Annotated in this window: 18 protein-coding genes; 14 read left to right on the top strand and 4 right to left on the bottom strand. The window is 48.7% G+C overall.

The window, feature by feature from the left end; translation table 11 throughout:
- Nucleotides 1-35: 35 nt before the first annotated feature.
- A complete protein-coding gene (locus KJS65_RS20510; protein WP_374706202.1) occupies nucleotides 36-1,424 on the top strand; it encodes a sugar porter family MFS transporter in 1,389 nt (462 codons plus the stop codon).
- Nucleotides 1,425-1,526: 102 nt separating this feature from the next.
- On the opposite strand, the gene KJS65_RS20505 is transcribed toward KJS65_RS20510, so the two are convergent.
- On the bottom strand, nucleotides 1,527-2,444 hold the full coding sequence (locus tag KJS65_RS20505) for an aldo/keto reductase (protein WP_136607407.1): 918 nt from the start codon (nucleotides 2,442-2,444) through the stop codon (nucleotides 1,527-1,529).
- A gap of 254 nt (nucleotides 2,445-2,698) precedes the next feature.
- Here KJS65_RS20505 and KJS65_RS20500 point away from each other — a divergent pair, with 254 nt between their 5' ends.
- The 6 genes from KJS65_RS20500 to KJS65_RS20475 all read left to right on the top strand — a co-directional run bounded on the left by KJS65_RS20500 (nucleotide 2,699) and on the right by KJS65_RS20475 (nucleotide 9,823).
- Nucleotides 2,699-4,399 (top strand): sigma-54-dependent transcriptional regulator, encoded by a 1,701-nt coding sequence (locus KJS65_RS20500; protein WP_213651704.1) that lies wholly within the window; start codon nucleotides 2,699-2,701, stop codon nucleotides 4,397-4,399.
- A 170-nt stretch (nucleotides 4,400-4,569) separates the two neighbouring features.
- A complete protein-coding gene (locus KJS65_RS20495; protein ID WP_213651703.1) occupies nucleotides 4,570-5,532 on the top strand; it encodes a 2-keto-3-deoxygluconate permease in 963 nt (320 codons plus the stop codon).
- Between the two features lie 15 nt (nucleotides 5,533-5,547).
- Entirely contained in the window at nucleotides 5,548-6,846 is a 1,299-nt protein-coding gene (locus tag KJS65_RS20490; RefSeq protein WP_213651702.1) for a four-carbon acid sugar kinase family protein, read from the top strand.
- Between the two features lies 1 nt (nucleotide 6,847).
- Nucleotides 6,848-7,855: a 4-hydroxythreonine-4-phosphate dehydrogenase PdxA gene (gene pdxA, locus KJS65_RS20485; protein WP_213651701.1), complete on the top strand. Its 1,008-nt coding sequence runs from the start codon at nucleotides 6,848-6,850 to the stop codon at nucleotides 7,853-7,855.
- Between the two features lie 153 nt (nucleotides 7,856-8,008).
- Complete coding sequence (locus KJS65_RS20480; RefSeq protein WP_280531342.1) at nucleotides 8,009-8,818, top strand: alpha/beta fold hydrolase; 810 nt, start codon at nucleotides 8,009-8,011, stop codon at nucleotides 8,816-8,818.
- 27 nt (nucleotides 8,819-8,845) lie between these two features.
- Nucleotides 8,846-9,823 (top strand): sensor domain-containing diguanylate cyclase, encoded by a 978-nt coding sequence (locus tag KJS65_RS20475; protein ID WP_213651700.1) that lies wholly within the window; start codon nucleotides 8,846-8,848, stop codon nucleotides 9,821-9,823.
- Nucleotides 9,824-9,893: 70 nt separating this feature from the next.
- Here KJS65_RS20475 and KJS65_RS20470 read toward each other — a convergent pair whose 3' ends face one another.
- A complete protein-coding gene (locus tag KJS65_RS20470; RefSeq protein WP_213651699.1) occupies nucleotides 9,894-10,442 on the bottom strand; it encodes a helix-turn-helix domain-containing protein in 549 nt (182 codons plus the stop codon).
- 148 nt (nucleotides 10,443-10,590) lie between these two features.
- Here KJS65_RS20470 and KJS65_RS20465 point away from each other — a divergent pair, with 148 nt between their 5' ends.
- The 6 genes from KJS65_RS20465 to KJS65_RS20440 all read left to right on the top strand — a co-directional run bounded on the left by KJS65_RS20465 (nucleotide 10,591) and on the right by KJS65_RS20440 (nucleotide 19,939).
- Nucleotides 10,591-11,001, top strand: coding sequence for a DoxX family protein (locus KJS65_RS20465; RefSeq protein WP_213651698.1), 411 nt, complete (start codon nucleotides 10,591-10,593; stop codon nucleotides 10,999-11,001).
- 23 nt (nucleotides 11,002-11,024) lie between these two features.
- Nucleotides 11,025-11,795, top strand: coding sequence for a DODA-type extradiol aromatic ring-opening family dioxygenase (locus KJS65_RS20460; RefSeq protein ID WP_213651697.1), 771 nt, complete (start codon nucleotides 11,025-11,027; stop codon nucleotides 11,793-11,795).
- A gap of 161 nt (nucleotides 11,796-11,956) precedes the next feature.
- Complete coding sequence (locus tag KJS65_RS20455) at nucleotides 11,957-13,324, top strand: RCC1 domain-containing protein (protein WP_213651696.1); 1,368 nt, start codon at nucleotides 11,957-11,959, stop codon at nucleotides 13,322-13,324.
- On the top strand, nucleotides 13,281-18,359 hold the full coding sequence (locus KJS65_RS20450; RefSeq protein ID WP_244864668.1) for an AAA family ATPase: 5,079 nt from the start codon (nucleotides 13,281-13,283) through the stop codon (nucleotides 18,357-18,359). Before KJS65_RS20455 ends, KJS65_RS20450 begins: the two co-directional genes overlap by 44 nt.
- Nucleotides 18,356-19,009, top strand: coding sequence for a response regulator (locus tag KJS65_RS20445; protein WP_213651695.1), 654 nt, complete (start codon nucleotides 18,356-18,358; stop codon nucleotides 19,007-19,009). Before KJS65_RS20450 ends, KJS65_RS20445 begins: the two co-directional genes overlap by 4 nt.
- 90 nt (nucleotides 19,010-19,099) lie before the next feature.
- Nucleotides 19,100-19,939, top strand: a complete 840-nt coding sequence (locus KJS65_RS20440; RefSeq protein ID WP_213651694.1) for an SDR family oxidoreductase — start codon at nucleotides 19,100-19,102, stop codon at nucleotides 19,937-19,939.
- 98 nt (nucleotides 19,940-20,037) lie between these two features.
- On the opposite strand, the gene KJS65_RS20435 is transcribed toward KJS65_RS20440, so the two are convergent.
- Both KJS65_RS20435 and KJS65_RS20430 read right to left on the bottom strand, forming a co-directional pair.
- A complete protein-coding gene (locus KJS65_RS20435; protein WP_213651693.1) occupies nucleotides 20,038-21,090 on the bottom strand; it encodes a bifunctional transcriptional activator/DNA repair enzyme AdaA in 1,053 nt (350 codons plus the stop codon).
- Between the two features lie 108 nt (nucleotides 21,091-21,198).
- Complete coding sequence (locus tag KJS65_RS20430; RefSeq protein WP_213651692.1) at nucleotides 21,199-22,242, bottom strand: C40 family peptidase; 1,044 nt, start codon at nucleotides 22,240-22,242, stop codon at nucleotides 21,199-21,201.
- 175 nt (nucleotides 22,243-22,417) lie between these two features.
- Here KJS65_RS20430 and KJS65_RS20425 point away from each other — a divergent pair, with 175 nt between their 5' ends.
- Nucleotides 22,418-23,170 carry a hypothetical protein gene (locus tag KJS65_RS20425; RefSeq protein ID WP_213651691.1) on the top strand — a complete coding sequence of 251 codons (753 nt, stop codon included), beginning with the start codon at nucleotides 22,418-22,420 and terminating at the stop codon, nucleotides 23,168-23,170.
- The last annotated feature ends 111 nt before the right edge of the window (nucleotides 23,171-23,281 follow it).

The following is a 23,281-nucleotide window of genomic DNA, read 5'->3' as shown; positions in this document are numbered from 1 at the left end:
CTTATGAGTTAAATACAGCTTAGAAGGGACATCAGATGATGAGCTCAAATATAAAGGAACAAGGCGAACAACAGGTGAGCATGAAGTTCGTTACCTTGGTATCTATTGTCGCGGCATTAGGCGGATTGTTATTCGGATTTGATACAGCTGTTGTATCGGGCGCCGTCGGCTTTATGAAAGAACGCTTCAGCTTAAGTGAGTTTGAAGTGGGCTGGGCTGTGTCCAGTTTGATTATCGGCTGTATCGTCGGTGCGCTTAGCACCGGGGTGTTGAGTGAAAAATTCGGCAGAAAAAAAATACTGATCACGGCTGCGCTTCTCTTTATTATCGGGTCAATTGGTTCGGCGCTCCCGGATACGTTCAGCGGTTTTATCATTGCCCGTATCATTGGAGGTATCGGAATTGGTATTACTTCGACCTTGTGTCCTCTCTATAATGCAGAGATCGCACCCGCCAAATACCGCGGTCGGCTGGTAGCTCTTAACCAGCTTGCTACCGTGACAGGGATCTTCCTCGTCTATTTCGTTAACCTGTGGATTTCAGGTCTCGGTGACGATGCCTGGGATGTATCTACCGCATGGCGCTGGATGTTTGGATTTGGCATCATCCCCGGCGTATTATTCCTGGTGCTTCTGTTCTTTGTGCCTGAAAGTCCAAGATGGCTGATCAAGCAGGGACGGGCAGCGGAATCTCTTCCGATCCTGCTCCGGATTCATGGCGAGGAGCTGGCCAAGCAGGAAGTGTTGGATATTAAGGAGTCATTCAAGCAGGAAAACGGCTCATTCCATCAATTATTCAGCCCTACGGTGAGACTGGCTCTGATTGTGGGCGTAGGATTAGCGATTCTTCAACAGGTTACGGGCATTAACGCCGTGATGTATTATGCACCGGAGATTTTCAAACAGACGGGTGCAGGCACGAATGCCGCATTCATTCAGACCATTCTCGTCGGTCTGATTAATTTCCTGTTCACGATTCTGGCCATCTGGCTTATCGATAAAGTGGGACGCAAGGTATTATTGCTTATCGGCTCTTCGGCCATGACGATCTGTCTGGCGGTCATCGGCATTGCTTTCCAAACGGGACATACTTCGGGTCCGTTGGTACTCATCTTTATTTTAATATACGTAGCTGCCTTTGCTGTATCCCTGGGACCAGTGGTCTGGGTGGTGATATCCGAGATTTTCCCGAACCGTATTCGCGGAATAGCCACATCCATTGCTTCCATGGCATTATGGGCGGCGGATTATGTGGTGTCTCAAGCCTTTCCCCCGATGCTTACATCGGCAGGCCCGGCGATTACTTTCTGGATCTTCGGCCTTATGTCTCTGATAACCTTCGTGTTTACTTGGCGTGTCATTCCAGAGACCAAAGGGAAGTCGCTGGAGGATATGGAATCTTTGTGGGCTCCGAAAAAGGTTTAGGTTGAATCAAAAGAGGATGTTCCAAGGTCACTGGACCTTTGGAACATCCTCTTTTTTTAACTTCGCATATAAATTTACTTGCCGCGTATTCCTGTTGCTTATTTATGGAAGAATATTGCCTGCCGAACGGTAAATGTCGTACCACTCTTCACGAGTAAGGCGAATTTCGGATGCTTTACAGCAATCTTTCAGGCGCTCGATGTTCATCGTACCGATGACCGGCTGCATGTTTGCCGGGTGGCGAAGCAGCCAGGCGACAGCGATCGTCGTGTTGCTCACTTCGTATTTGGCAGCAACCTCGTCAATTTTTTTGTTCAGCTCAGGGAACTTAGCGTTGCCAAGGAATACGCCCTCAAAGAATCCATATTGGAACGGGGACCAAGGCTGAATGGTAATATCATGCAATCTGCAGAAATCGAGGACGCTGCCATCACGGTTCACGGCCGCATCATTCTCCATGTTCACATTGAAGCCTTGGGAGATCATGGTGGTGTTCGTGATGCTTAATTGAAGCTGGTTGGCTACAATCGGCTGCTTTACATACTTCTGAAGCAGCTGAATCTGCATCGGGTTCTGGTTGGAAACACCGAAATGACGCACTTTTCCTGAGCTCTCCAGCAGATCGAAGGCTTCTGCCACTTCTTCCGGTTCAACAAGTGTATCCGGACGGTGCAGCAGCAGTGTATCCAAATAGTCAGTTTTGAGCCGTTTTAGAATGCCGTCAACCGAATTAAGAATATGTTCTTTGGAGAAATCGAACATTCCAGGGCGGATGCCGCATTTCGATTGCAAAATAATTTTTTCGCGAATGCTGGGGTTCATATGGATTGCTTCAGCGAATCGTTCTTCGGACTTGCCTCCTCCGTAAATATCCGCGTGTTCGAAGAAATTTGCACCTTCTTCAAGCGCCGTCTGGACGAAGCGCTCGGTTTGCGGCATGTCCAGCGAATCGATACGCATGCAGCCTACTGCAACAACAGGCACCTCTAACGTACTGGTGCCCAGCTTTATCGTTCTCATGATATGTACCTCCGTTTTTTTATAATTGGACGTATGACGGCGTTAAAGACGTCTCCTTATATATTGTGGCATACACGAAAAACAGTTTCAATGCAAGGATGCGATAACATCTCAAAATCATTTGATGCCGGTGGTAATTCTTTAGATGGCAAGGGTATTCCGAAACATTGATGCTAAGCTCACCTGAATTGCATACCACCTGAATATATGCTATGACTGAACTACAAAATAAAGGGATATAGGTGTGGTTAAGGATGAAGATAAAAGCTCTATTTGTGGCCCCGTATGCGGCAATGGAGAATTTAATAGAAGAATGCCGGGAAGAAGAGCATGAGCTGGATCTTCAGATCCTGATCGGAAACCTGCAGGAAGGAGTTAAGCTGGCGAAACAGGCGAAGGCAGAGGGCTTTAATGTCATCATTAGCCGGGGCGGAACGGCAAAACGGATCAGTGAAGAAGTAGATATTCCGGTGATTGATGTCCATGTCTCCGGATATGATATGCTTCGGGTGCTTACGCTGGCCAATGATTTTCCCAGGAAGAAGGCAATCGTGGGATTCCCTGCGATTACGGGCGGAGCCAAAGCGATTATTGACCTGCTCGATATTCCGATTGATATGTTCACAATCCATGATGAGGATGAAACGGAGGCCCTCTTGAGAAAACTAAAGCAGGAAGGGTATCAGCTGATCATGGGCGACGTTGTCACTTTCGAGACGGCTTCCAGGCTGGGACTGCTGGGGATTTTGATTCAATCCGGGAGGGAGTCTATTTTTGATGCGTTCAAGGAAGCTAAGACGGTTTCCCGCTGGATGACAAAAAGCAGACTCGAGATCGACCGGTTAAAAGGGATATTACATACGACCGCACGGGACGTTATGGTTCTGTCGGAACAAGGGGATGTTGTCTATGAACAGTGGACAGATTTCAGCTTCAGACCCGTAGCGGAAATCCCGTTTGAGAAGGATGTAATTCAGGGCGGCAGCTCCGGTCCGGAAATCATCCATACAGCCGATCAGAACGGCCAGCCCATAAAGCTGATTACAACGAGGATGGTTATCCACGAATCGCCTTATCTGGTGTGTGAATTTTCACGATATCCTGTTCATCAGGCAGCTCATGAAAAGGTGAAGATCCTGATGCAGCCGGCGCCTCTGATTATTCACCAAAGCGAAGCGATGAATACATGCTTAACGATGATCCACCGCAGCCTGTCTTACAGCCAATTTATCTTTATCGGCGGAAGGGGAACAGGCAAGAAGATGCTGGCCCGGTATGTTCATGATCAAAAGTTTCATGGCGAGGGTTTATTCGCATCGGTTAAAGCGGCAGATTTACTGTCCATGAGTCCCGAAGAAATCGATGCGGAGATCAGAACACTCTACATTCACTCCTTCGGCCCGTCGGATGACGAATTGAAAAATGTCCGTTCGCAGACGATAGATGCTCTTAAGGGACGGGGGGTAACTCTGATTTTTTCCATGACTGAAGAGCATCCCTTTGGGGAAAACAGGATCTATGAAGATGAAATGATCCGTATTCATATCCCCGATCTGGCGGAGCGCAAAGAGGATCTGAGGGAGCTGGTGACATCATCTTTGCTCCATTTTAGCCAGACGCTGGGCACCTCGGCGATTCGAATCACCGAAAAAGGCTTAGCCTTACTTGCCGATTATCGCTGGCCCGGCAATATTTCTGAATTAAAAGCACTGCTTCAGGAGGCGGTTATCCTGGAAAAGGGCTATGTCATCGAACATCCTTTAATTGAGCGCCTGCTAAACCGAAAAGGCGTAGAAACGGCAGTGATTTCCTCTGGACTTCTAAGCGGCTCCTTGGAGCAAATCGAGAAGAGAATTATTGAAAAGGTACTGGAGGAAGAAGGATTCAACCAGACGAAGGCTGCTAAGCGGCTAAATATCAATCGATCTACGCTCTGGCGTAAATTAAAGGATTAGCTACACCGCGTCATCTTCAAATGTGTTTAATAATGCAACGTTTTTGATCTGTTACTATTTAACAGGCCGAAAACTGTTGCATTTTATTTTGTAAGCGATTAATATAATGAGCGTAAACGCAATCATTTATTATAACTGTTGAAAAATACAACACAGGAGATGACACAGATATGAAAATCAAGGCGGCCATAGACAAAATTCCTGGCGGAATGATGTTAATTCCTTTGCTGATCGGAGCCGTTATCCGTACGTTTTTTCCGGGGATCTTTGATTTGCCTGAGTTCAAAAGCTCATTCACAGGCGGACTCTTAACAGGTACCTCCGCACTGCTTGCAGCTTTTTATATTTGTTTGGGATCAACGATTCGCTTTCAAGCAACCGGTTACATTTTGAAAAAGGGCGTCAGCATGTGGGTAGGCAAGATCGGTACTACATTTATTATCGCACTGCTGATCAAAGCCATTTTCCCGGATCAAAACAATTTGTTCTTGGGTCTGTCGGCTTTGGCTATCATCGCGGCCTTCTCAGACACGAACGGTGGACTTTACATGGCGTTGATGGGACAGCTGGGTAAGAAGGCTGAGGATGTTGCCGCTTACTCCATTATGTCGCTGGAATCCGGCCCCTTCTTCACGATGCTTATTCTGGGTGTTGCGGGTCTGGCGAGCTTTCCGATTACGGCGTTCGTCTTTGCAATTTTGCCGCTGATCCTCGGCATGGTACTGGGTAACCTGGACGAGAAAATGCGCGAGTTCCTCAGTAAAGGCCAGGATGTCATGATTCCGCTCTTCTCGCTGGCAATCGGTGCAAGCATTAACCTTGCCAACGTCGTTAAAGCCGGATCCTCCGGCATTATTCTGGGGCTTGCCGTTGTTGTTATCACAGGCGGCATGCTGTTCTTGATTGACCGTCTGACAGGCGGGGATGGCGTCGCTGGGATCGCGGCTTCTTCGACAGCCGGCAACGCAGCTGCGGTACCCGTGGCGGTAGCGGCTGTATACACCGGCTATAGCGACATTGCAGCTACGGCTACGCTTCAAGTGACTGCGGCTGTGATTGTGACAGCCATTTTAACGCCGCTCCTGACCACATGGTTTGCCAAACGGGCACAACGCCGGAAAGCACAAGTATAAGGGAGTCGTTCAGATATGCAGCATTTTTACATTATTGCAGATGATTTAACGGGAGCAAACGATGCCGGTGTGCAGTTATCGAAGATCGGGATTTCCTCTACGGTATTTCTTGATTTTAAGGAGTCGAAGGTGCAGCCAACCGGCGATGTTGCCATTATAGATACGGACAGCCGTGCGGTTAGTGAACAGGAAGCGTATGATCGGGTAGCTGAAGCGAGTACTATTTTTCATGAGCAAGGATATGAGCATGTATATAAAAAAATGGACTCTACGCTAAGAGGGAATGTGGCTGCGGAGCTGGCGGCCGTTGTCTCGGTCCATCAACCGGAATTGGTTGTCGTTGCTCCGGCCTATCCGAAAATGAACCGCCAAACGCTTCAGGGCTCCCAATATGTGAACGGGCAGTTAGTATCCGAGACAGAATTCGGCCGAGACCCGAAAACGCCGGTAAAAGACAGCTTTATTCCCAATCTGTTTCAGCAGTATGTGGATATGAACCGGATATGCCTTATCGGACAGGAGCTGCTAGGCGGCACAGAAGAGCGCATGATGGAGGAGGTTCTGGCGAATATAGCACAGGGCAGAACATGGTTTATATGCGATGCCAGGACAGATGATGATTTGCTCGTCATTGCGGAGCTATTTGCACGGGTGCGGAAAAGAACGGTATGGGCCGGGTCCGCAGGCTTGATTGAATATTTGCCGGAGGCCCTCCAGCTGCAAAAGACTACCGGACAGTCGCAAGAACAGCTTGCAATCCGCAAAACATTGACCGTTTCAGCAAGCTTGTCGCATGTGACGAAGCTGCAGCTCGAGAAGGTGCGGGCCATGCCGGATACCTGTTTTGTAGAACTCGATCCGGTGGATCTCATCCGTCAAACGTATGTATTGCAGGACGTGATGGATGTACTGTCCGGGGAATCGGATAAGAAGCATTTTGTATTGTTCGTGGACTCATCGGATAAGAATAGAGATGCGACAAGGCAGCTGGAAGCGGAGCTTTCTTTGGGCAAAACAAAAATCAGTGAGGCGATATCGGGAGAGCTCGGAAAAATCGCCCGCGAAATCGTAAGCTCCTTCGATGATATTCACGGGTTAATCCTGACGGGGGGCGATACGGCAAAGGCCGTGTGTAACCAGCTGAACATGAATCAAATGCAGCTGTATACCGAAGTCGAAGCTGGACTGCCGCTCGGGAAGCTAAAGGATGCAGCGGGCACGAGCATGTACTGGACTGTAACGAAGGCCGGTGGGTTTGGTAACGAGAATTCTTTAATGAATGTTCTGAAATATATGAGTGGAGAGGATGAATGAAATGAATCATACAAAACCGATTATCGGGATTACAATGGGAGACGGCGCAGGGGTTGGACCGGAAATAATTCTGAAAAGCCTGCAAAGCCGGGAAATTTACGAGCTGTGCAATCCTGTGGTCATTGGGGACAGCAAAATCCTCAGCCGGGCACAGTCTTTTGTAAATAGTGATCTGCAGATCAAGACCATTACCGATGACCAGCTGGATCAGCTGGCGTTCGAGTTTGGAACCGTCTATTGTCTGGACCTGGATTTACTCCGTGCAGATTTGCCAATCGGGCAGGTCTCCGCTGAAGCGGGACATGCTGCATTCGAATACTTGGCCAAAGCGATTGATCTGGCTAAAAAGCAGCAGATTGATGCGATCTGTACAGCCCCGCTCAACAAAGAGGCACTGCATAAAGGCGGGCATCAATACCCTGGACACACCGAAATTTTGGCTGATTTAACGAATACAAGTGAGTTTTCGATGATGCTTTCCGCCCCTAACCTAAAGGTGATTCATGTGACCACGCATGTCGGTATCATCGATGCGGTAAGAATGATTAATCCGGAGCGGGTCTACCGTGTTATTCAATTGGCACATGAAACGCTGACGAAATCGGGTATCGAAAATCCGAGAATCGCGGTCTGCGGAATCAACCCGCATGCGGGAGAGAATGGTTTGTTCGGTTACGGCGAGGAAGACGAGAAAGTGGTGCCCGGCGTCAAAAAGGCGCAGGAAGAAGGCATTAACGTTGTCGGACCGCTGCCGGCAGACACTTTGTTTTTCCGCACCGTACGCGGAGACTTTGACATTGTCGTTGCCATGTATCATGATCAGGGGCATGGACCTGTTAAGGTGCTTGGCCTGGATGCAGGCGTAAACATTACCGTAGGCTTGCCGATTATACGGACCAGTGTCGACCATGGAACCGCGTTTGACATTGCCGGCAAAGGAATCGTTGAAGAGAAAAGCATGATGGAAGCGATCCGCCAGGCGGTGGAGCTTGCGCCAAAAAGAAAGTAAGCCGGATAAACGGTTGTAACGAGACGGGAAAGACCATTCCAGTGACGGGATGGTCTTTTTTGGCATGATACCAATCCTCAAGTATTTACTTGATATTTCCAAGCCGTACCTTCAGAATGATAGGAAAGCTATTGATAAAGGGAGTTATACGAAATGATCGATGTTGCAGTACGCAATAATGTGAAAGTGATTGGCGAAGGAGAGCGAACCATCATTTTTGCGCATGGATTTGGTTGCGATCAGAGCATGTGGCAGTATATTGCGCCTTCATTTGAGAAAAAGTTTCGAATCGTTCTGTTTGACTACGTGGGCTCCGGAAACTCGGATTTAACCGCATATTCCTCAGAAAAATATAGCTCGTTTCATGGTTATGTCCAGGATGTACTGGATATTATTGAATCGCTACAGCTTAAAAACGTGATTTTCATAGGTCATTCGGTGAGTTCGATGATCGGGATGCTGGCATCCATCGAGCGGCCGGATGTTTTTGATAAATTGATTATGATCGGACCATCCCCGCGTTATTTGAATGATGGGGAGGATTATTTCGGAGGCTTCGATCGAAGTGATATTACTGAACTGCTGGATATGATGGAAATGAATTTTGCAGGCTGGGCCAGCTTTTTGGCGCCGCTTGCGATGAACGCCCCAGAGTCGCCAATGTTAACCAAGGAACTGGAGCGGAGCTTTATTTCGGGAGATCCGGTCATTGCGAGAGAGTTTGCCGAGGTAACCTTTTTATCCGATCATCGACAGGAATTATCCAATTCTACGGTCCCCACACTCATTATGCAGTGCTCGGATGACAGTATCGTACCGATTCAGGTTGGGGAATATTTGCATGAGCATCTGAAGCACAGCACGCTGCGTCTTATGGAGGCCAAAGGCCACTATCCGCATATCAGCCATCCGGAGGAAACGATTCGTGATATTCATGAATATCTTGGAGTGGATTTGCTCTGATGATGCGTATGGAAAGGATATTGGATCATGGATGAGCGGCTGAAATATGCACCATGTGGATATGTCTCTATTACTCATAAAGGAACAGTAACAGATGTGAATCAGACCTTCCTGGATTTGATGGGATATCAACCGGAGGACTTGGTGGATCAGCATTTGGAATCCATCATGTCTACGGCCAACAAGCTTATTTTCCACTCCTACTTTTACCCGCAGATCAATCTGAATGGACATGTAGAAGAGCTGTTTATCAGTTTGAAAGATAAAGAAAAGCAGTCGATACCCTTTATACTCAATGGAAGACGATTCGAAAACGATGGCGTAGAGGTTATTGATTGTGTACTCGTACAGATGAGAAAACGCATTGACTACGAACAGGAGCTCCGATCTGCGAAAAAGCAAATCGAAGAGGCCTATTGGGAGAAGGATCAGGCGCTGGTGAAGCTCGAACAAATCCATAAGGAGATCGAGCAGAAACAAGCTGAGCTGATGGAGATCAATGCGGTCTTAGTCGAGCTGTCTATGACGGATAAGCTGACGGGGCTCAAGAATAGAAGATTTTTTCAAGAGAAGCTGGAAGAGCAAATGAATCTATACAGCGAACAAGGATTGCGTTTTTCACTGGTTATCATAGACATTGACCATTTCAAGCAGGTGAATGACACATGGGGACACCAGGCGGGTGATGATGTTCTGGAATCGCTCGCGAAAATCCTTACCTTCCATGTCCGTGAAGAGGATATGGTGGCACGGCTAGGCGGGGAGGAGTTTGTGTTGATCCTGCCTAACACCGCTGGACCTGACTCTAAGAAAATAGCTGATCGTCTACGGACTGCAGTCGCCGAATCCTCTTGGGAAATCGGCCGCATTACGGTGAGTATGGGCATAGCTACATCGAGTCCGGGTGATTCCGAGACATCCATACTGAAGAATGCGGATCAAGCCTTGTATGCTTCAAAAGAAAACGGAAGAAACCAGGTTACTCATATCATGGAAATTAAATAAGTCATACAAAAAGAGCTCTTCTCCACACTGGGAGAAGAGCTTTTTGCGGTTTGAGAAACTCTGTATTTACTTAGAACAAATCCCCGGCCTGATCCGATTCTGTATAAACCGCGATCAGGATAATGGCCAGCTCATCACCAATATTTTTCACTAAATGCGGTGTACAGGCATTCCACGAGAAGGAATCCCCTTCGGTAAACTCAGCCGAATCCTCTCCTTGCTCAGCATAAATTTTCCCTTTTATTACTACATGCACCTCTTCGCCCTCGTGAGCATGGGCTTCTCCGGTTGAGGCTCCGGGAGGGGCCTCGACGATCATCATTCGTACGTTCTTTGTCGAGCTGAGATGGGCCACCTTGAGCTTTTCGATGCCGCTAGTCGTAATCTTCCGTTCGTCTTTACGGACAATATGCATGCGGTCTTCTTTTTTTAGCAGCAAATAAGCCAAGGGAACCTTGAGAGCCTGTGCAATATTTTCTAGTGTGGCAATGGATGGCGAGGTTTTATTCGTTTCAACCTGGCTTAAAAAGCCTTGCGAAAGTCCTGTTTCCTCACATATTTGGGCAATGGTGATATTTTTTCGTTTCCGGATTGCACGGATGTTGGAGCCGATGTCCATGGATTCACGCGTCCTTAAAAATATTTGTAATACTGATTTAATATTTATATTAACAAATAAATTGTTGACATGCCAGTAAATGACGAGTTATATTTCTTATATAAAATATATTTTATTATTACTAATATTTTAGGATGGAGAGGATCAAATGATTAAGAATATATGGGTACCAACTCTACTGCGTGTGGTACTTGGAATTATATTTCTCGCGCACGGCATCAGTAAATTTCAGATGGGACTTGGCAATGTGGAGGCGTGGTTCAGCTCCATGAGCGTGCCCGGATTTATGGCTTATGTGGCGGCGATTGCCGAAGTGGTTGGCGGTATTTTGCTGATTATCGGATTGTTCACCCGTGTGGTATCTGCGCTGTTTGTCGTATTGATGATTGGAGCGATCGTGACAGTGAAGCTGTCTGCCGGTCTGCTCGGTCATGATCAGGTGGCCGGTTATGAGCTGGAGCTAAGCCTGATTCTCATCTCGGTATATCTGCTTGCATCGGGACCAGAAGCTCTTTCGGTGGATCATTTCATTTATAAAAAGCGTAGTAAGGTCCAATAATATAAAAAAGGGAGTGAGTTCATATGATGCCATCTTACTTTTTCGCGCATGGTGCGCCTTCGCTTGTACTCGAGGAGCATGCATATACAGATTTATTAAAAAAATTTGCAGCAGGGATGCCGAAACCAAAGGCCATTGTGATCTTTTCTGCCCATTGGGAAGAATCGGTTCAAACGGTGAGCTCAGTGGATCGGTATAGTACCATTTATGACTTTGGCGGGTTCCAGGATGAGCTGTACCGGATGACCTATCCGGCTCCAGGGGAACGTTCACTTAGCGAACAGATCCGGTCGCTTTTCACCAAAGGCGGAATCCCGAGCAAGCCGGATGAGGCAAGAGGGCTCGATCACGGTGCTTGGGCAGTTCTGAAGCTGATCTATCCGGATGCGGATATACCGGTCGTGGCGCTCTCTGTTAACCGTTACCTCACGAATGAGCAGCAATATGAGATCGGCAAAGCATTGTCTGAGCTAAGAGAGCAGGATGTGCTTATTATTGGCAGCGGCGGGACCGTTCATAACCTGCGGAGCGTCAATTGGCGTGCGCAGGGTGTTGACGAATGGGCGGGAGCATTCGATAACTGGCTGCAGAGCAAGCTGGAGGCTTGGGATACGGCTTCGCTGTTTAACTATGAGACGCTTGCTCCTAACGCCCGCATGGCGGTACCGACAAGCGAGCATTTTATTCCGCTGCTGATCGCGATGGGTACGGGGGATGCGAACCGGAAGGCAAAATTGCTGCATCGCAGCTATCAGTACGGTAATTTAAGCTTAAGCTGCTGGCAGTTTGATTAATAGAAAGAAGAATGATTTCTGAAAAGACCACCCTGATGCGTTCATCGCATCAGGGTGGCTTTTTTTGTCACATGACAAAAGTCATGACAACGCTCACTATATTACTTCTAACAATTGCAATATATTAGAAGCGACAATTGAAATAAGAAGGAGTGATGAGCGTGCACCCGATCCCGAAGAAGTGGAGGATACTTCTCAGTAAGACATCTGTGATCCATTTTTATCCGAAATTTTCGATCTCCAGGGCAGATTCAGTCGCCCAGCTGAGTGTCACAGAAGTTAGCGCTGCAGAAGACCACTTCCTTGCTCTGATGAGTGATGGAACGGTGATGGCTATGGGCTGCAATCAACACGGACAACTGGGAAACAACACATGGATTACCGGGCAGGCGGCGTCCTTTGTAGTAACCAATGAAGGGGAAGATCGTCTCTCTAACATAAAGGCAGTTTCGGCGGGGAACTTTCATAACCTCGCACTCGATGAGCAGGGTCAGGTTTGGGCTTGGGGAGATCATCGAAAGGGTCAGCTTGGTATTGGCCAAATGAATACGGTGAGATCGATCGCTGCTGCAGTTCAGATTAAGTTTCCTCATCATGCGAAAATAGCAGCTATTGCTGCGGGTGCCGAATTCAGCCTGGCGCTGGATGAAGAAGGACAGGCCTGGGCCTGGGGAGATCATGAGGAAGGCCAGCTGGGCACTGGACATCAACCATGTGCACAGCAGCAATATTCTCCGGTCCGGGTGGAGACAGAGCAGGGACCCTTAAACGGCATCCGCTCCATTTCCGCGGGCTTGTATCACAGTCTCGCACTGGATGAAGAAGGACGGATTTGGGGATGGGGAGCGAATTGGGAAGGTGCACTGGGATTTGAAAGAGGTACTCATGCAGACTTTCTCATTGGAGACACCGTAAGCACGAAAGATTTCTACGCGTTCATAGATCATATGACTGAGCATGACGCACAGAATATGATTTGGACGCTTGCCAGACCAGTAACGGGTGCCGGGGATATCTTTACGGGAATATCGGCAGGATTAATGCAAAGCCAAGCGTTGAAGGCAGATGGCTCGGTGTGGGCTTGGGGGTATATGAAGGATCAAACGAATGATGCAGGAAGATTGGTGAATGGTGAGAGACTGGAGTCAAGGGCTGAATCGACTGGAACGAAAGAAAACGGAGGGAATATGTCACAGGCGTATGGCGATTATTTCCCGCCTCGTACCGGATCAAAATGGAGCCTGATTCTATGCGCGGATGAGCCGGATATTGAAGCTTACCCAAGCCCATATGTCCCCCTTCAAATGAGTGAGTCGGTTGATTTTGGTACAAATGGTCTGGGATATTTCAGGGCTGGCCGCAGCAGATATACGACAGAATGGGTATTGGGGAAATCGGTGGTTCATCTGGGCGGTCTAATGTATTCAGAGTATAATGGGCTTAATCTATCATCGGAGTTGTACCAGTGGAGGGAGAGGGCGGATTTTGAAAGTTCCAGGGCATCAAATCATAGAGGAAATGGGGCATAACGGTGAAGTCATACTCTACCGGACGGTAAGGATCATTGACCAGAAAAGATTTGTTGCCAAAACGACCTGTGACGAATATCCGCCTTTTGCTCTTGCAGCTTCCTTTCAATATGAATATGAAATGCTTCAAAAATTGAAAGGTAAAGGAACTGCAGCAGCATACCACCTGGAAAAGGTGGGAGAGCGGCCTGTAATGCTGCTGGAGGATACCGGGGGAATGACGCTCGAACGGTTCATACATAATCATACCGTACCCATAGAGCTTACGGACTTTCTGCGCATAGCCGTGTCTGCGGCTGATTGTCTCAGTCAGCTGCACAAGGAGCATATCACGCTTAATGAGCTGACTCCCTTTCACTTTGTGGTGAATCCGGATACTTGCGAGGTGAGGTTGACCGACATCCGGATGTGTTCGAGTGATAGCGGTGAAAGTCCGCTGGCACAGGTCAAGAGCAGGCCTATTTTCGCCCTGCCATACATTTCTCCGGAGCAGACGGGCAGAACGGGGATTATTCCCGATGATCTTTCGGATATCTACTCATTTGGTGTGATTCTTTATGAATTCTTTTCGGGACAGCTGCCGTTTGAGTCCGGGGATAAACTGGGGACGATGTATCATCATCTTGCAAGCGTTGCCTATTCCGTTCATGAAAGATCCCCTTTTATTCCGGAGATTGTGTCCGAGATGATTGGCAAATGCATGGAGAAAATGCCAAATGCACGATATGCCAGCGCATATGGGATTAAGCATGATCTGGATGAGTGTCTGATCCGGCTTTGTGCCTCGGGGCATATCGAACCTTTCAAGCTTGGGGAACGGGATGTTTCGGACAGATGGGTATTTCCCTCCACTTTTTATGGGCGGCATGAAGAGCGGCAAATCCTTCACGAAGCAATCCACCGGGCTGCCAAGGGGGCTGTGGAAATCATATGGGTTAGCGGAAGCGTGGGAAGCGGGAAGACGACCTTTGTTAAGGAAACTCTGGATCGGGAGAATGCTTTGATTGGCTTTATGGCTTACGGTAAATTCGGTCCGGATGATGAAGCTGGGCCCTACCACAGCTGGGTTCAGGTGCTGGATGGTCTTGTGCGGCAATTACTGACAGAGAGCGAACTGCAGCTGGAACTGTGGAAGCTGCGGATCATGAATGCGGTAGAGGCTTACGGGCAGCTGCTAATTCAGCTCGTTCCCAGGCTGGAACTCCTCATTGGAGAGCAGCCCAAGGTTCCGGAGCTTCCGCCTTTCGAAGCGCAGCAGCGGTTTCATTTGATCATGACCCGGTTTATCAAGCTCTTTCTTGACGAGGAGCATCCTTTAGTTATATGTCTTGATAATCTCCAGTGGAGCGATGAGGCATCTCTGCAGGTGCTTAATTATTTGTTAGGCGATAGCGAAATGAAAAACCTCATGGTGATTGGTATTTACCGGGGCGTGGAGGTTGCTTCGCAGCATCCATTTTATCAATTCATGACGGAGCAGGTCATTCAGAAACGAAAGACAGAATCCATCCATCTGAGGGAATTAACCATGACCGATTTGATGGAGCTTCTTGGAGATGCGATGCACTGCGAGCAGGCAAAAACCCATGATCTGGCCGTGGAACTGCTGTATAAGACCGACGGTAATCCATTTCTTCTGAAGCAATTGTTACAGGATATGATTCAAGAGCAGCGGATAAGCTTTGATCAGGTCAGCCGCTGCTGGCAGTGGGAATTAAAGGGGATTTCCGATATGAGTGTTCCTAATAATTCGGCTGCGTACCTGCTGGAAAAATGGGTGCATCTCCCGAACCAGATGATTCAGGTTCTTAGACATGCCGCACTCTTAGGTAACCAAGTCCATGTGGATGCCCTGTCCTCCATTATGGAATGCAGCAGCGCCCAGTTAAAAGAGGTGCTTGATTATGCTGTACGTGAACGCCTGCTGCAGTCGGCCGATGCGAATGGCCTACACTATCGTTTTCAGCATGACCGAATTCAACAGATTGCCTATGGACTTATTCCGGAATCAGAGCGGTCCGGGCTGCACTTACGGATGGGGCGCATCCTCCTGGAACGGCGTAAGGCGGGTGAGGATGTAAATGTATTTGAGGTTGTTCACCAGCTAAACCGCGCTATAGAGTCGATCGACAACAGGGATCAGAGGCTGGAGCTTGCGGAATTGAATCTACAGGCGGGACTTGCCGCCAAACAGTCGACGGCGTACGAGAGATCCCGGGTTTATCTGCGTCAGGCTACGGAGCTGCTGGACGGGGAAAGCTGGAATACTCACTACAAACTGGCTGTTCAGGCATATCAGGAGTGCGCTATGGCAGAGTATCTCTGCGCCAGCTTCGAGGCGGCGAATGAACTGTTCGACCTGCTTCTTCATAAAGCAGCTACCCCTTTAGATCAAGCGCGTGTTTATATTTTAAAGATACAGCTCGAGTCTAACCAGGATAACTATGAGGAAGTCATTTTCATGGGGAGAAAAGCGCTGAAGCTGCTGGGCATCCATAACGTCTATGAATCAGGAAAAATCAAGGCGTCGCTACGGTGGATACGACTGCGGCAGCGGCTTCGCAAGCACAAAAGTGAATCTTTGGATCTGCTGCCCCCCATGGAAAGCGAAGTTAGCAAGGCTGCCATGTCAGTACTTGATTATACAAGCCATGCCTATTATACGGTTGATCCCACAAACTGGGCAGCCTCGGTACTTGCAATGGTGGAATTGACGCTGAAGGAGGGCTGGACGCCAGAGTCTTCGGTTGGATTTGCGGGGTATGCATTGATGCTAAACTATGTTTTTCGGGATGATGAAGCAGCTTACTATTGGGGGATGTTTGCTTATGAAAAGTCCCGGCCGTATCCGATGCTGCATACCAAAGTGCTTTCAGCCTTCTCGATTTGCTTTGACAGCTGGCGCCGCTATAATCCGAATTTGCTGGAAGCCTTCAGCGAGCATGCGAGCAGAGTGGGTCTGGAGTCTGGCAATCTGTGGCATGGCAATCAATCGGTTATCTTGATTAGTGTCTTGCTGTTTCAATACGGTTATCCGCTCGGGGATATTTATGATCGCTTGCTTTCCCAGGCTTCCAATCTCCGGAGAAACAACAACAGCTTGCACTGGAGTCAAGCCGTCATCTTTTCGGCATTACTCGCCAAGTTAACCGGGGAACGGGCTTCGGATGATCCGTTTATGATTCAGGTTGATGAAATGAAGGACTTTGCTGCCAATGTACAGGGGGATCCCCATCATATCGTACGTGAACTCGTATATACGTTCCACTATTTAACGGCATATCTCCTTGGGAATTATCCGGCCGCGAATGAAGCTCTTATACAGGCAAGATCGGTCTTAAATGGGCGGAGGAAGGATATTTCCGAATCCTTTGTATGCAGTCATTATGAGTCACTCGTCTGGGCGGAGCTGTGGGAGGATGCAGAACCTCACGAACAAAAAGAGTATGTGGCCAAGATCCTGGATCGATTGACTTTGATGAAAGCGTACGCTTCGCGTTGTCCGGAGAATTACAAAGATAAATATTTGCTGGTTAAGGCAGAGCTGTCTCGTCTGAAAGGGGAGTATAAACAGGCAGAGGAGCTGTATGAGCAGTCTATTGAGCTGGCAAGCCATCACGGACATCTTCACGATGCGGCGATTGCTTCAGAATGCTATGGCAAATACGGACTCCGTCAAGGGAAAATGAGGCATGCCAAGGTTTATCTGACCGAGGCGTATGACTACTATTCTAAATGGGGTTCCAAGACAAAGACAGAGGATTTGCAGCGGAAGTATGGGCATCTTCTGCAGGTGAAACGGTATTCGGAGCTCGATCAGACGGATTATCTGTCCGTTGTATTGTCGGCGCAGGCTTTATCGGGTGAAATGGAAATGGATCGCTTGCTAAATGCACTCTTGCGTATTATGCTGCAGAGCGCTGGAGCGGATTATGGCGCCCTCGTTTTCATGAACCAGGAACGATGGGTTGTGGAAGGGTATGGAACGGCGAAGGAAACGCATCTGGAATCCGTTCCGCTGGAGGAAGCGGGCCGCATTGTTTCAACGGCTATTATCGGGTATGCAGCCAGGACGAAAGAGGAGGTCGTATTGCATGATGCTGCGCACGGGGGCCTATTCATGAGGAATCCTTATGTGAAGGACAGCGGGCTGAAATCCGTCCTTTGTCTTCCGGTTATGCATCAGAATAAGCTGATCTGCCTGCTGTATATGGAGAATAAGCTGTCGGCGGGCGTCTTTACACCGGAGCGGATGGATGTGCTGAGGATTCTCTGCTCGCAATGTGCCATTTCCATTGAAAACGCCAGGTTATACTCCGGTATACAGCAGCTCAAAAATAGCCTGGAAGCACAAGTGAAAGAGAGAACGCTCCGTCTTGAACGTTCGATGCGCGAGACGTCTGCGGCATTGGCTGAAAAGTCTATTTATGAGGAGCGCAGCCGTATTGCCAAGGAGATCCATGATATTGTCGGTCATACGCTGACTTCAACCATATTGCAGATTGAGGCCGGGAAGCGCCTGCTTCAAAAGGATATGGACAGTGCGGTGGAAAAGCTGCAGGAAGCGCAGCAATTGGTCCGTCACAGTCTTAATGAGATCCGCGGCTCAGTGCACATGCTCAAGGAGGACAAATTCTATCAGCTGGAACAGGCCTTGCATCAATTGATCCGGAATACAGAACATAATACAGGCGTAACGATACATGCCATGATCCATGAGCTGCCGAATCTATCCATCGCTCATAAGAAGGCGATCTACTTCGCATTGCAGGAAGGATTAACCAATGGACTTCGGCATGGTGGGAGTACGGAGTTCCGCTTTAGTCTAGAGCATACAGAGGATGCCTTGGTGTTCCGGCTTGCAAATAACGGGAGAAGCACAAGCGGGATTGTGAAAGGATTTGGTCTCAAGGCTATGGAGGAGCGCGCAGAGCAGCTGGGCGGAAGTTTATCATTCGAATCCGGATCCAATCAGGGCTGCCTGCTGCGAATCGAACTTCCCTACCCGAAGAGTAGAGTGGGGGATAGAATATGAAACCAATAAGGATCGTCATTGCCGACGATCAAATGTTAACCCGTGAAGGACTTCGAACCATTCTCGATTTGGAGGATGATCTGGAGGTCGTCGCGCTGGCCAGGAATGGGCTGGAGGCCTGCGAGATAACGGAGGAACTGCGGCCCGATCTGGTGCTGATGGACATCCAAATGCCCGAAATGAGCGGGATCACTGCCCTCAAGAGAATTAAGCGGAGCTGTCCGGAAACGTCGGTCCTCATATTGACTACTTTTATGGAAGATGAATATATCATTGAAGGTCTGGCTAGCGGAGCCAGCGGTTATATGCTGAAAGATATGGAAAGTGACAAAATGATTGCTTCGATCCGGGACACGGTATCGGGTCAGTTTATTTTACCGTCAGCAGTGGCTTCCAGATTGGCGTTAAGAATGACTCGTCTTACGGAAGAGCATGATCTGTGGCAAAGGAATAGTCTGGAGCGGATTAAGCTGACGGAGCGGGAAAAGGAGCTGGCTCAGCTTATCATCAGGGGATTGAATAACCGCGAAATAGCTGATGAGCTGTTCATTGCTGAAGGTACGGTCCGCAATTACATCAGCAGTCTCTACGGAAAGCTGGGAGTAGTCGATCGGGCGCAGGCTATCGTTCGTTTGCAGGGCTTGATCTAATCAGAACAGTTGATTTTGTTCCGCGGGTACGTAGCTGCAGACTTGGATTATATTAGACTTGGAATGAATGATAAAAAGGAGTGTTGATGGATGAGCCGGACTATCGCTATAACAGGTGCCTCTTCAGGAATCGGATTAGCCACAGCCCTGATGCTGGCTGAGAAGGGATGGCGTGTATATGCCGGGACACGGCATGTTGACCGGGATCAGGAACAATATGCAGGAATAGACAACCTCCATTTTGTTGAAATGGAGGTCACAGACCCCTCTTCGCTGCAGCTGGTGTTTGATCGAATCGATCATGAGCAGGGGAAGCTGGATGTCCTGTTTTGCAACGCGGGCTTTGGATACTTACGTGCCTTGGGACAAGCTGATCCTGCTGATATTCAGCGTGTGTTTGATACGAACGTGCATGGTGTCATGCACAGCATACGCGGAGCTTTGCCTCTCCTGCGCAAGTCAGATAACGGTTATATCATTGCTACATCCAGCGTTGGCGGTCTGGTCGGGCAGCCTTTTAACGAGATTTACTGCGCCAGCAAATTTGCCATAGAGGGTTTGCTTGAAAGTCTTGCAACATATTATAAGCCGGCATTCAACATTGATATTACGCTGCTTGAGCCAGGTGCGATAGCGACGAATTTTACAGATACCGTCATGGATCAATTGAACCGGACAGGCGGTATTTTGGATGATGAATACAAACCGATTCTAACGAGCTACCTCGATGCATTCAGCAAACGAACCTCCGTACCGCAAACGGCAGAATCCGTTGCCGAGGTCGTGTGTGATTTATTACAGATGGATACGAAGCCGCTGCGCCAGCGGACCTCCGAGTCCGCGGAAACCTTTGTCCGCTTCAAGGCAGAGAATGATCCGACAGGCCTCGAAGGGATGCTCAATACCCGCAAGCTTCATTTGAATATGTAGGCAGAATGTACAGATATAAAAAAAGACTATTCCGATGGCAGCCGCAATCAGCGCCAAGGGATAGCCTTTTTTTGAGAGATGATTTGTTATTTAACAGGTTACTCGGATATAAAGGATTTTTCATGCTGCAGCAGCCAGTCTTTACGTGTCAGTCCGCCGCCGTAACCGCCCAAATCTCCGCTTGAATTAATAACACGGTGGCAGGGGATCACCAGCGCAAGCTGATTCGCGCCATTGGCCTGGGCCACAGCCCGATAGGCGGTGGGCTTACCGAGCGAAACAGCGATTTCGGCATAGGACCGTGTCTCTCCCGGAGGTATTTTCATGAGCTGCTCCCACACGCTTTTTTGAAAAGGTGATCCCAGTAGATGCAGCGGCGTTGTAAATTGGCTCCGCGTTCCGTCAAAGTATTGGGTGAGCTCATGCTCAATCGAGCGGATCGGCCCCGTGGTTCCCGGGATAATCGCTGTTTTCGTTCTTTGCCGCAACCGTTCCACTTCGCGCTCAAGACCCCGGCGGTCTACAAACTCCAGCAGATACACGGCTTCGTCATCCCCAATAGCCATCATGGGGCCAAGCCGCGTATCGATCCAGGAGGCTTTTAGTACCTTGCCATCCTCGAGCAAAGACGGGGCTGCGCCCATAATGCGGGAAAAGGCGTCCCTGAAGCCGCTGCTGGATTCATAACCGGTTGAGAGCTGCGCATCCAGGACCGTTTGTCCTGAGCGGATGTTCTTCATCGCAAGCCCCATGCGGCGGGCACGGGCATATTCTACAAAGGTCATGCCGAAACGCTTTTTGAATTGGCGCCGCGCAGTGGATTCATCCACCGAGAGCTTCTTGAAGTCTTCTTCCTTCCACCGCTTTTCGGGATTTTCCTCAACTGCCTCGACAAGCAGACGGACAATGTCAGAGACATGATTCGGATGCGATAGCGGCCGACAGCGTTGACATGGGCGGTAGGAAGCCAAAAGCGCCTGCTGGGCATTGTCAAAAAATTCGCAATTTTCAAACTTTGGCTTCCGGGCCGGACAAGTCGGGCGGCAGAATACGCCGGTTGTCTTGACCCCTACATAAAATACGCCTTCATATTCCGTCCGTTTTTCCAACAAGGCTTTGTAGTATTCTTCATTCCGTGTGTCTGTCGCCATGCTTACACTTCCTAACCTCGGATATTGTCCTTATTATATCCTCTCCTTCACATCCATGCGGCCGAAAATCAGGCATCTATTTTTAGAAATGGGAACCGTTTTTGTCTTCTAAAAAACCCGGCGTGCGGTGACGAACCGCTTTTTCCATTGTCCGTCAAAGGTTTCCACATGAACGCCAAGCTCTTTGGAGTACGTGTGCAAAATCTGATTGTTTCCTGCATAAATGGCAACATGGCCGATATCCAGATTCCGGGCGCTGAAGAATAGCAGATCGCCTTTACGCAGCTCGTTTATGCTGACTTCTTTGCCAGCCTTGGCTTGATCATAGGAAACCCGCGGAAGATCGACCGACAGTGTATCCTGGAATACACGCTTCACAAAAGAGGAGCAGTCAAAGGTATCCGTTTGATCTGGGGAAGCCCCGAACACGTATGGCGTGCCCAGATATTTCTTGCCGTAAGCAATCAGTGCATCACCCTGCTGGTCAACAAGAGAAGGGCTCGAGTAATTGGTATATTTTGGTTTGGCCGATATGTATCCGGTCTGGTTATCCTGGGTTCGCACCTCAAGCCAAGTGGCGTTAACTTCCCGGGTGACATGGACCTTCTCACCTGCAGCCAGCATCTTCAGGGAGGAGCCTTTCCCGGCATCCGGTAAACTCCGCAGATTGACACCCCACAGGATGGATGTTTCATAGTTGACTGTGGATGTGATGCGGACTGTCTTGGTGGCTGGATCCCACTTCACGTTGCTACCCAAGGCTTCGCTGACAAAGCGCAGCGGGATTAAGGTATACCCATTCGTAATTTGACCGGGAACATCCACGGTGAGCGCTTGTCCATTGAGAGAAGCCGTATGTTCGCCAATACGATAGGTTAACGTTGTATTTCCTTTGGTTGCTGTAACGGTTTTACTTGTGTTATTCCAGGTTAGCTTGGCACCCTCTTCTTCAAATACTCCGCGCATCGGAACGAGTACCGTTCCCTCTACATTGAGCGGGGCTACTTCAGGTTGAAAATGGTGTCCATCCAGATAAATGGTGACCGGTTTAGAAGCCCCTTGAGCTTGAGTTGCCGTTTCTGCATGAGTAGGGACCGAATATAACAGGGAAGCGGTTAGTAGAAAAAGAAGAGCGGGTTTACTTTTTGTCATCTGTTCATCACCTTACTGTTAGATTTGTTCATTCTATATATTGGACGATGGCTGGCATCATTGGTTTTGGTGCCAAATGATGGTAATGGGTTAGCGGTTATCTTGAAAATCAGTAACATTATCCGTTTTACGAGCGTCTGAAAGGGTAAGTTTGGAATAAAAGGGGAGGGAGCTTATGGCAATCGCAAGAAGAATGGGATGGATAACCGCGGTCGCTCTCATACTGCTGATCGCTGCGTGCAGCGGGAAACCTAATACGACAACGGAGCCGCAGCAGACGCAGGGAAGTCCACAGGAACAGCCGCAGCAGGAACAGCCGAAGCAGGAACAGCCGCAGCAGGAGCAACCGCAGCAGGAGCAACCGCAGCAGGAGCAGCCGCAAAATGAGAAGGCGCCGGACCCAAACGATCAAGAAGGAGTCCCGCCGACGGCACTGGAGGCGGCGGCAACGGTGATGACTGCGCTTCAGAATGGGAATATGAAGGCTCTTGCGTCATGGGCACATCCCGATAAAGGGATACGTTTTTCGCCATATGCATATGTCGATACGAAGACAGACCTCGTGTTTAGCAGGAATGAAATTGAAGGTTTGATGCAGGATTCCAAAAAACGCGTTTGGGGGACATTTCCCGGCTCAGGCGAGCTGATCAAGAAGACATTTGCCGATTATTATAAGAGCTTCGTTTATGATGCTGACTTTAAAAAGGATGGAGAAATAGCGCTTAACAAAGGACTCGGACAAAGTACGATGATCAATAATTTGAACGAGGTGTATCCCAAGGAAAGCTATGACTTCGTCGAGTACTATATCGACGGTATCAGTCCCGCGATTGATGGGACGGACTGGCGCAGTCTTCGGCTTGTTTTCGAAAAAATAGGCGAAGATCATGCACTGGTAGGCATTATTCATGATCAATGGGCGCCTTAGATTAAGGCTATCTGCCATCAGCACTATTCCCCGGCTTTTGTTCCTTGGAAACGGGGAATTCTTTTATGGGAAGTTTTTTAATGATCTGATAACATTGTGCTGATATAACCG

The organism is Paenibacillus sp. J23TS9 (assembly GCF_018403225.1).
Taxonomy (GTDB): Bacteria; Bacillota; Bacilli; order Paenibacillales; family Paenibacillaceae; genus Paenibacillus_AQ.
The sequence above is the reverse complement of the archived record's forward strand: the minus strand, read 5'-3'. Positions and strand labels throughout refer to the sequence as shown.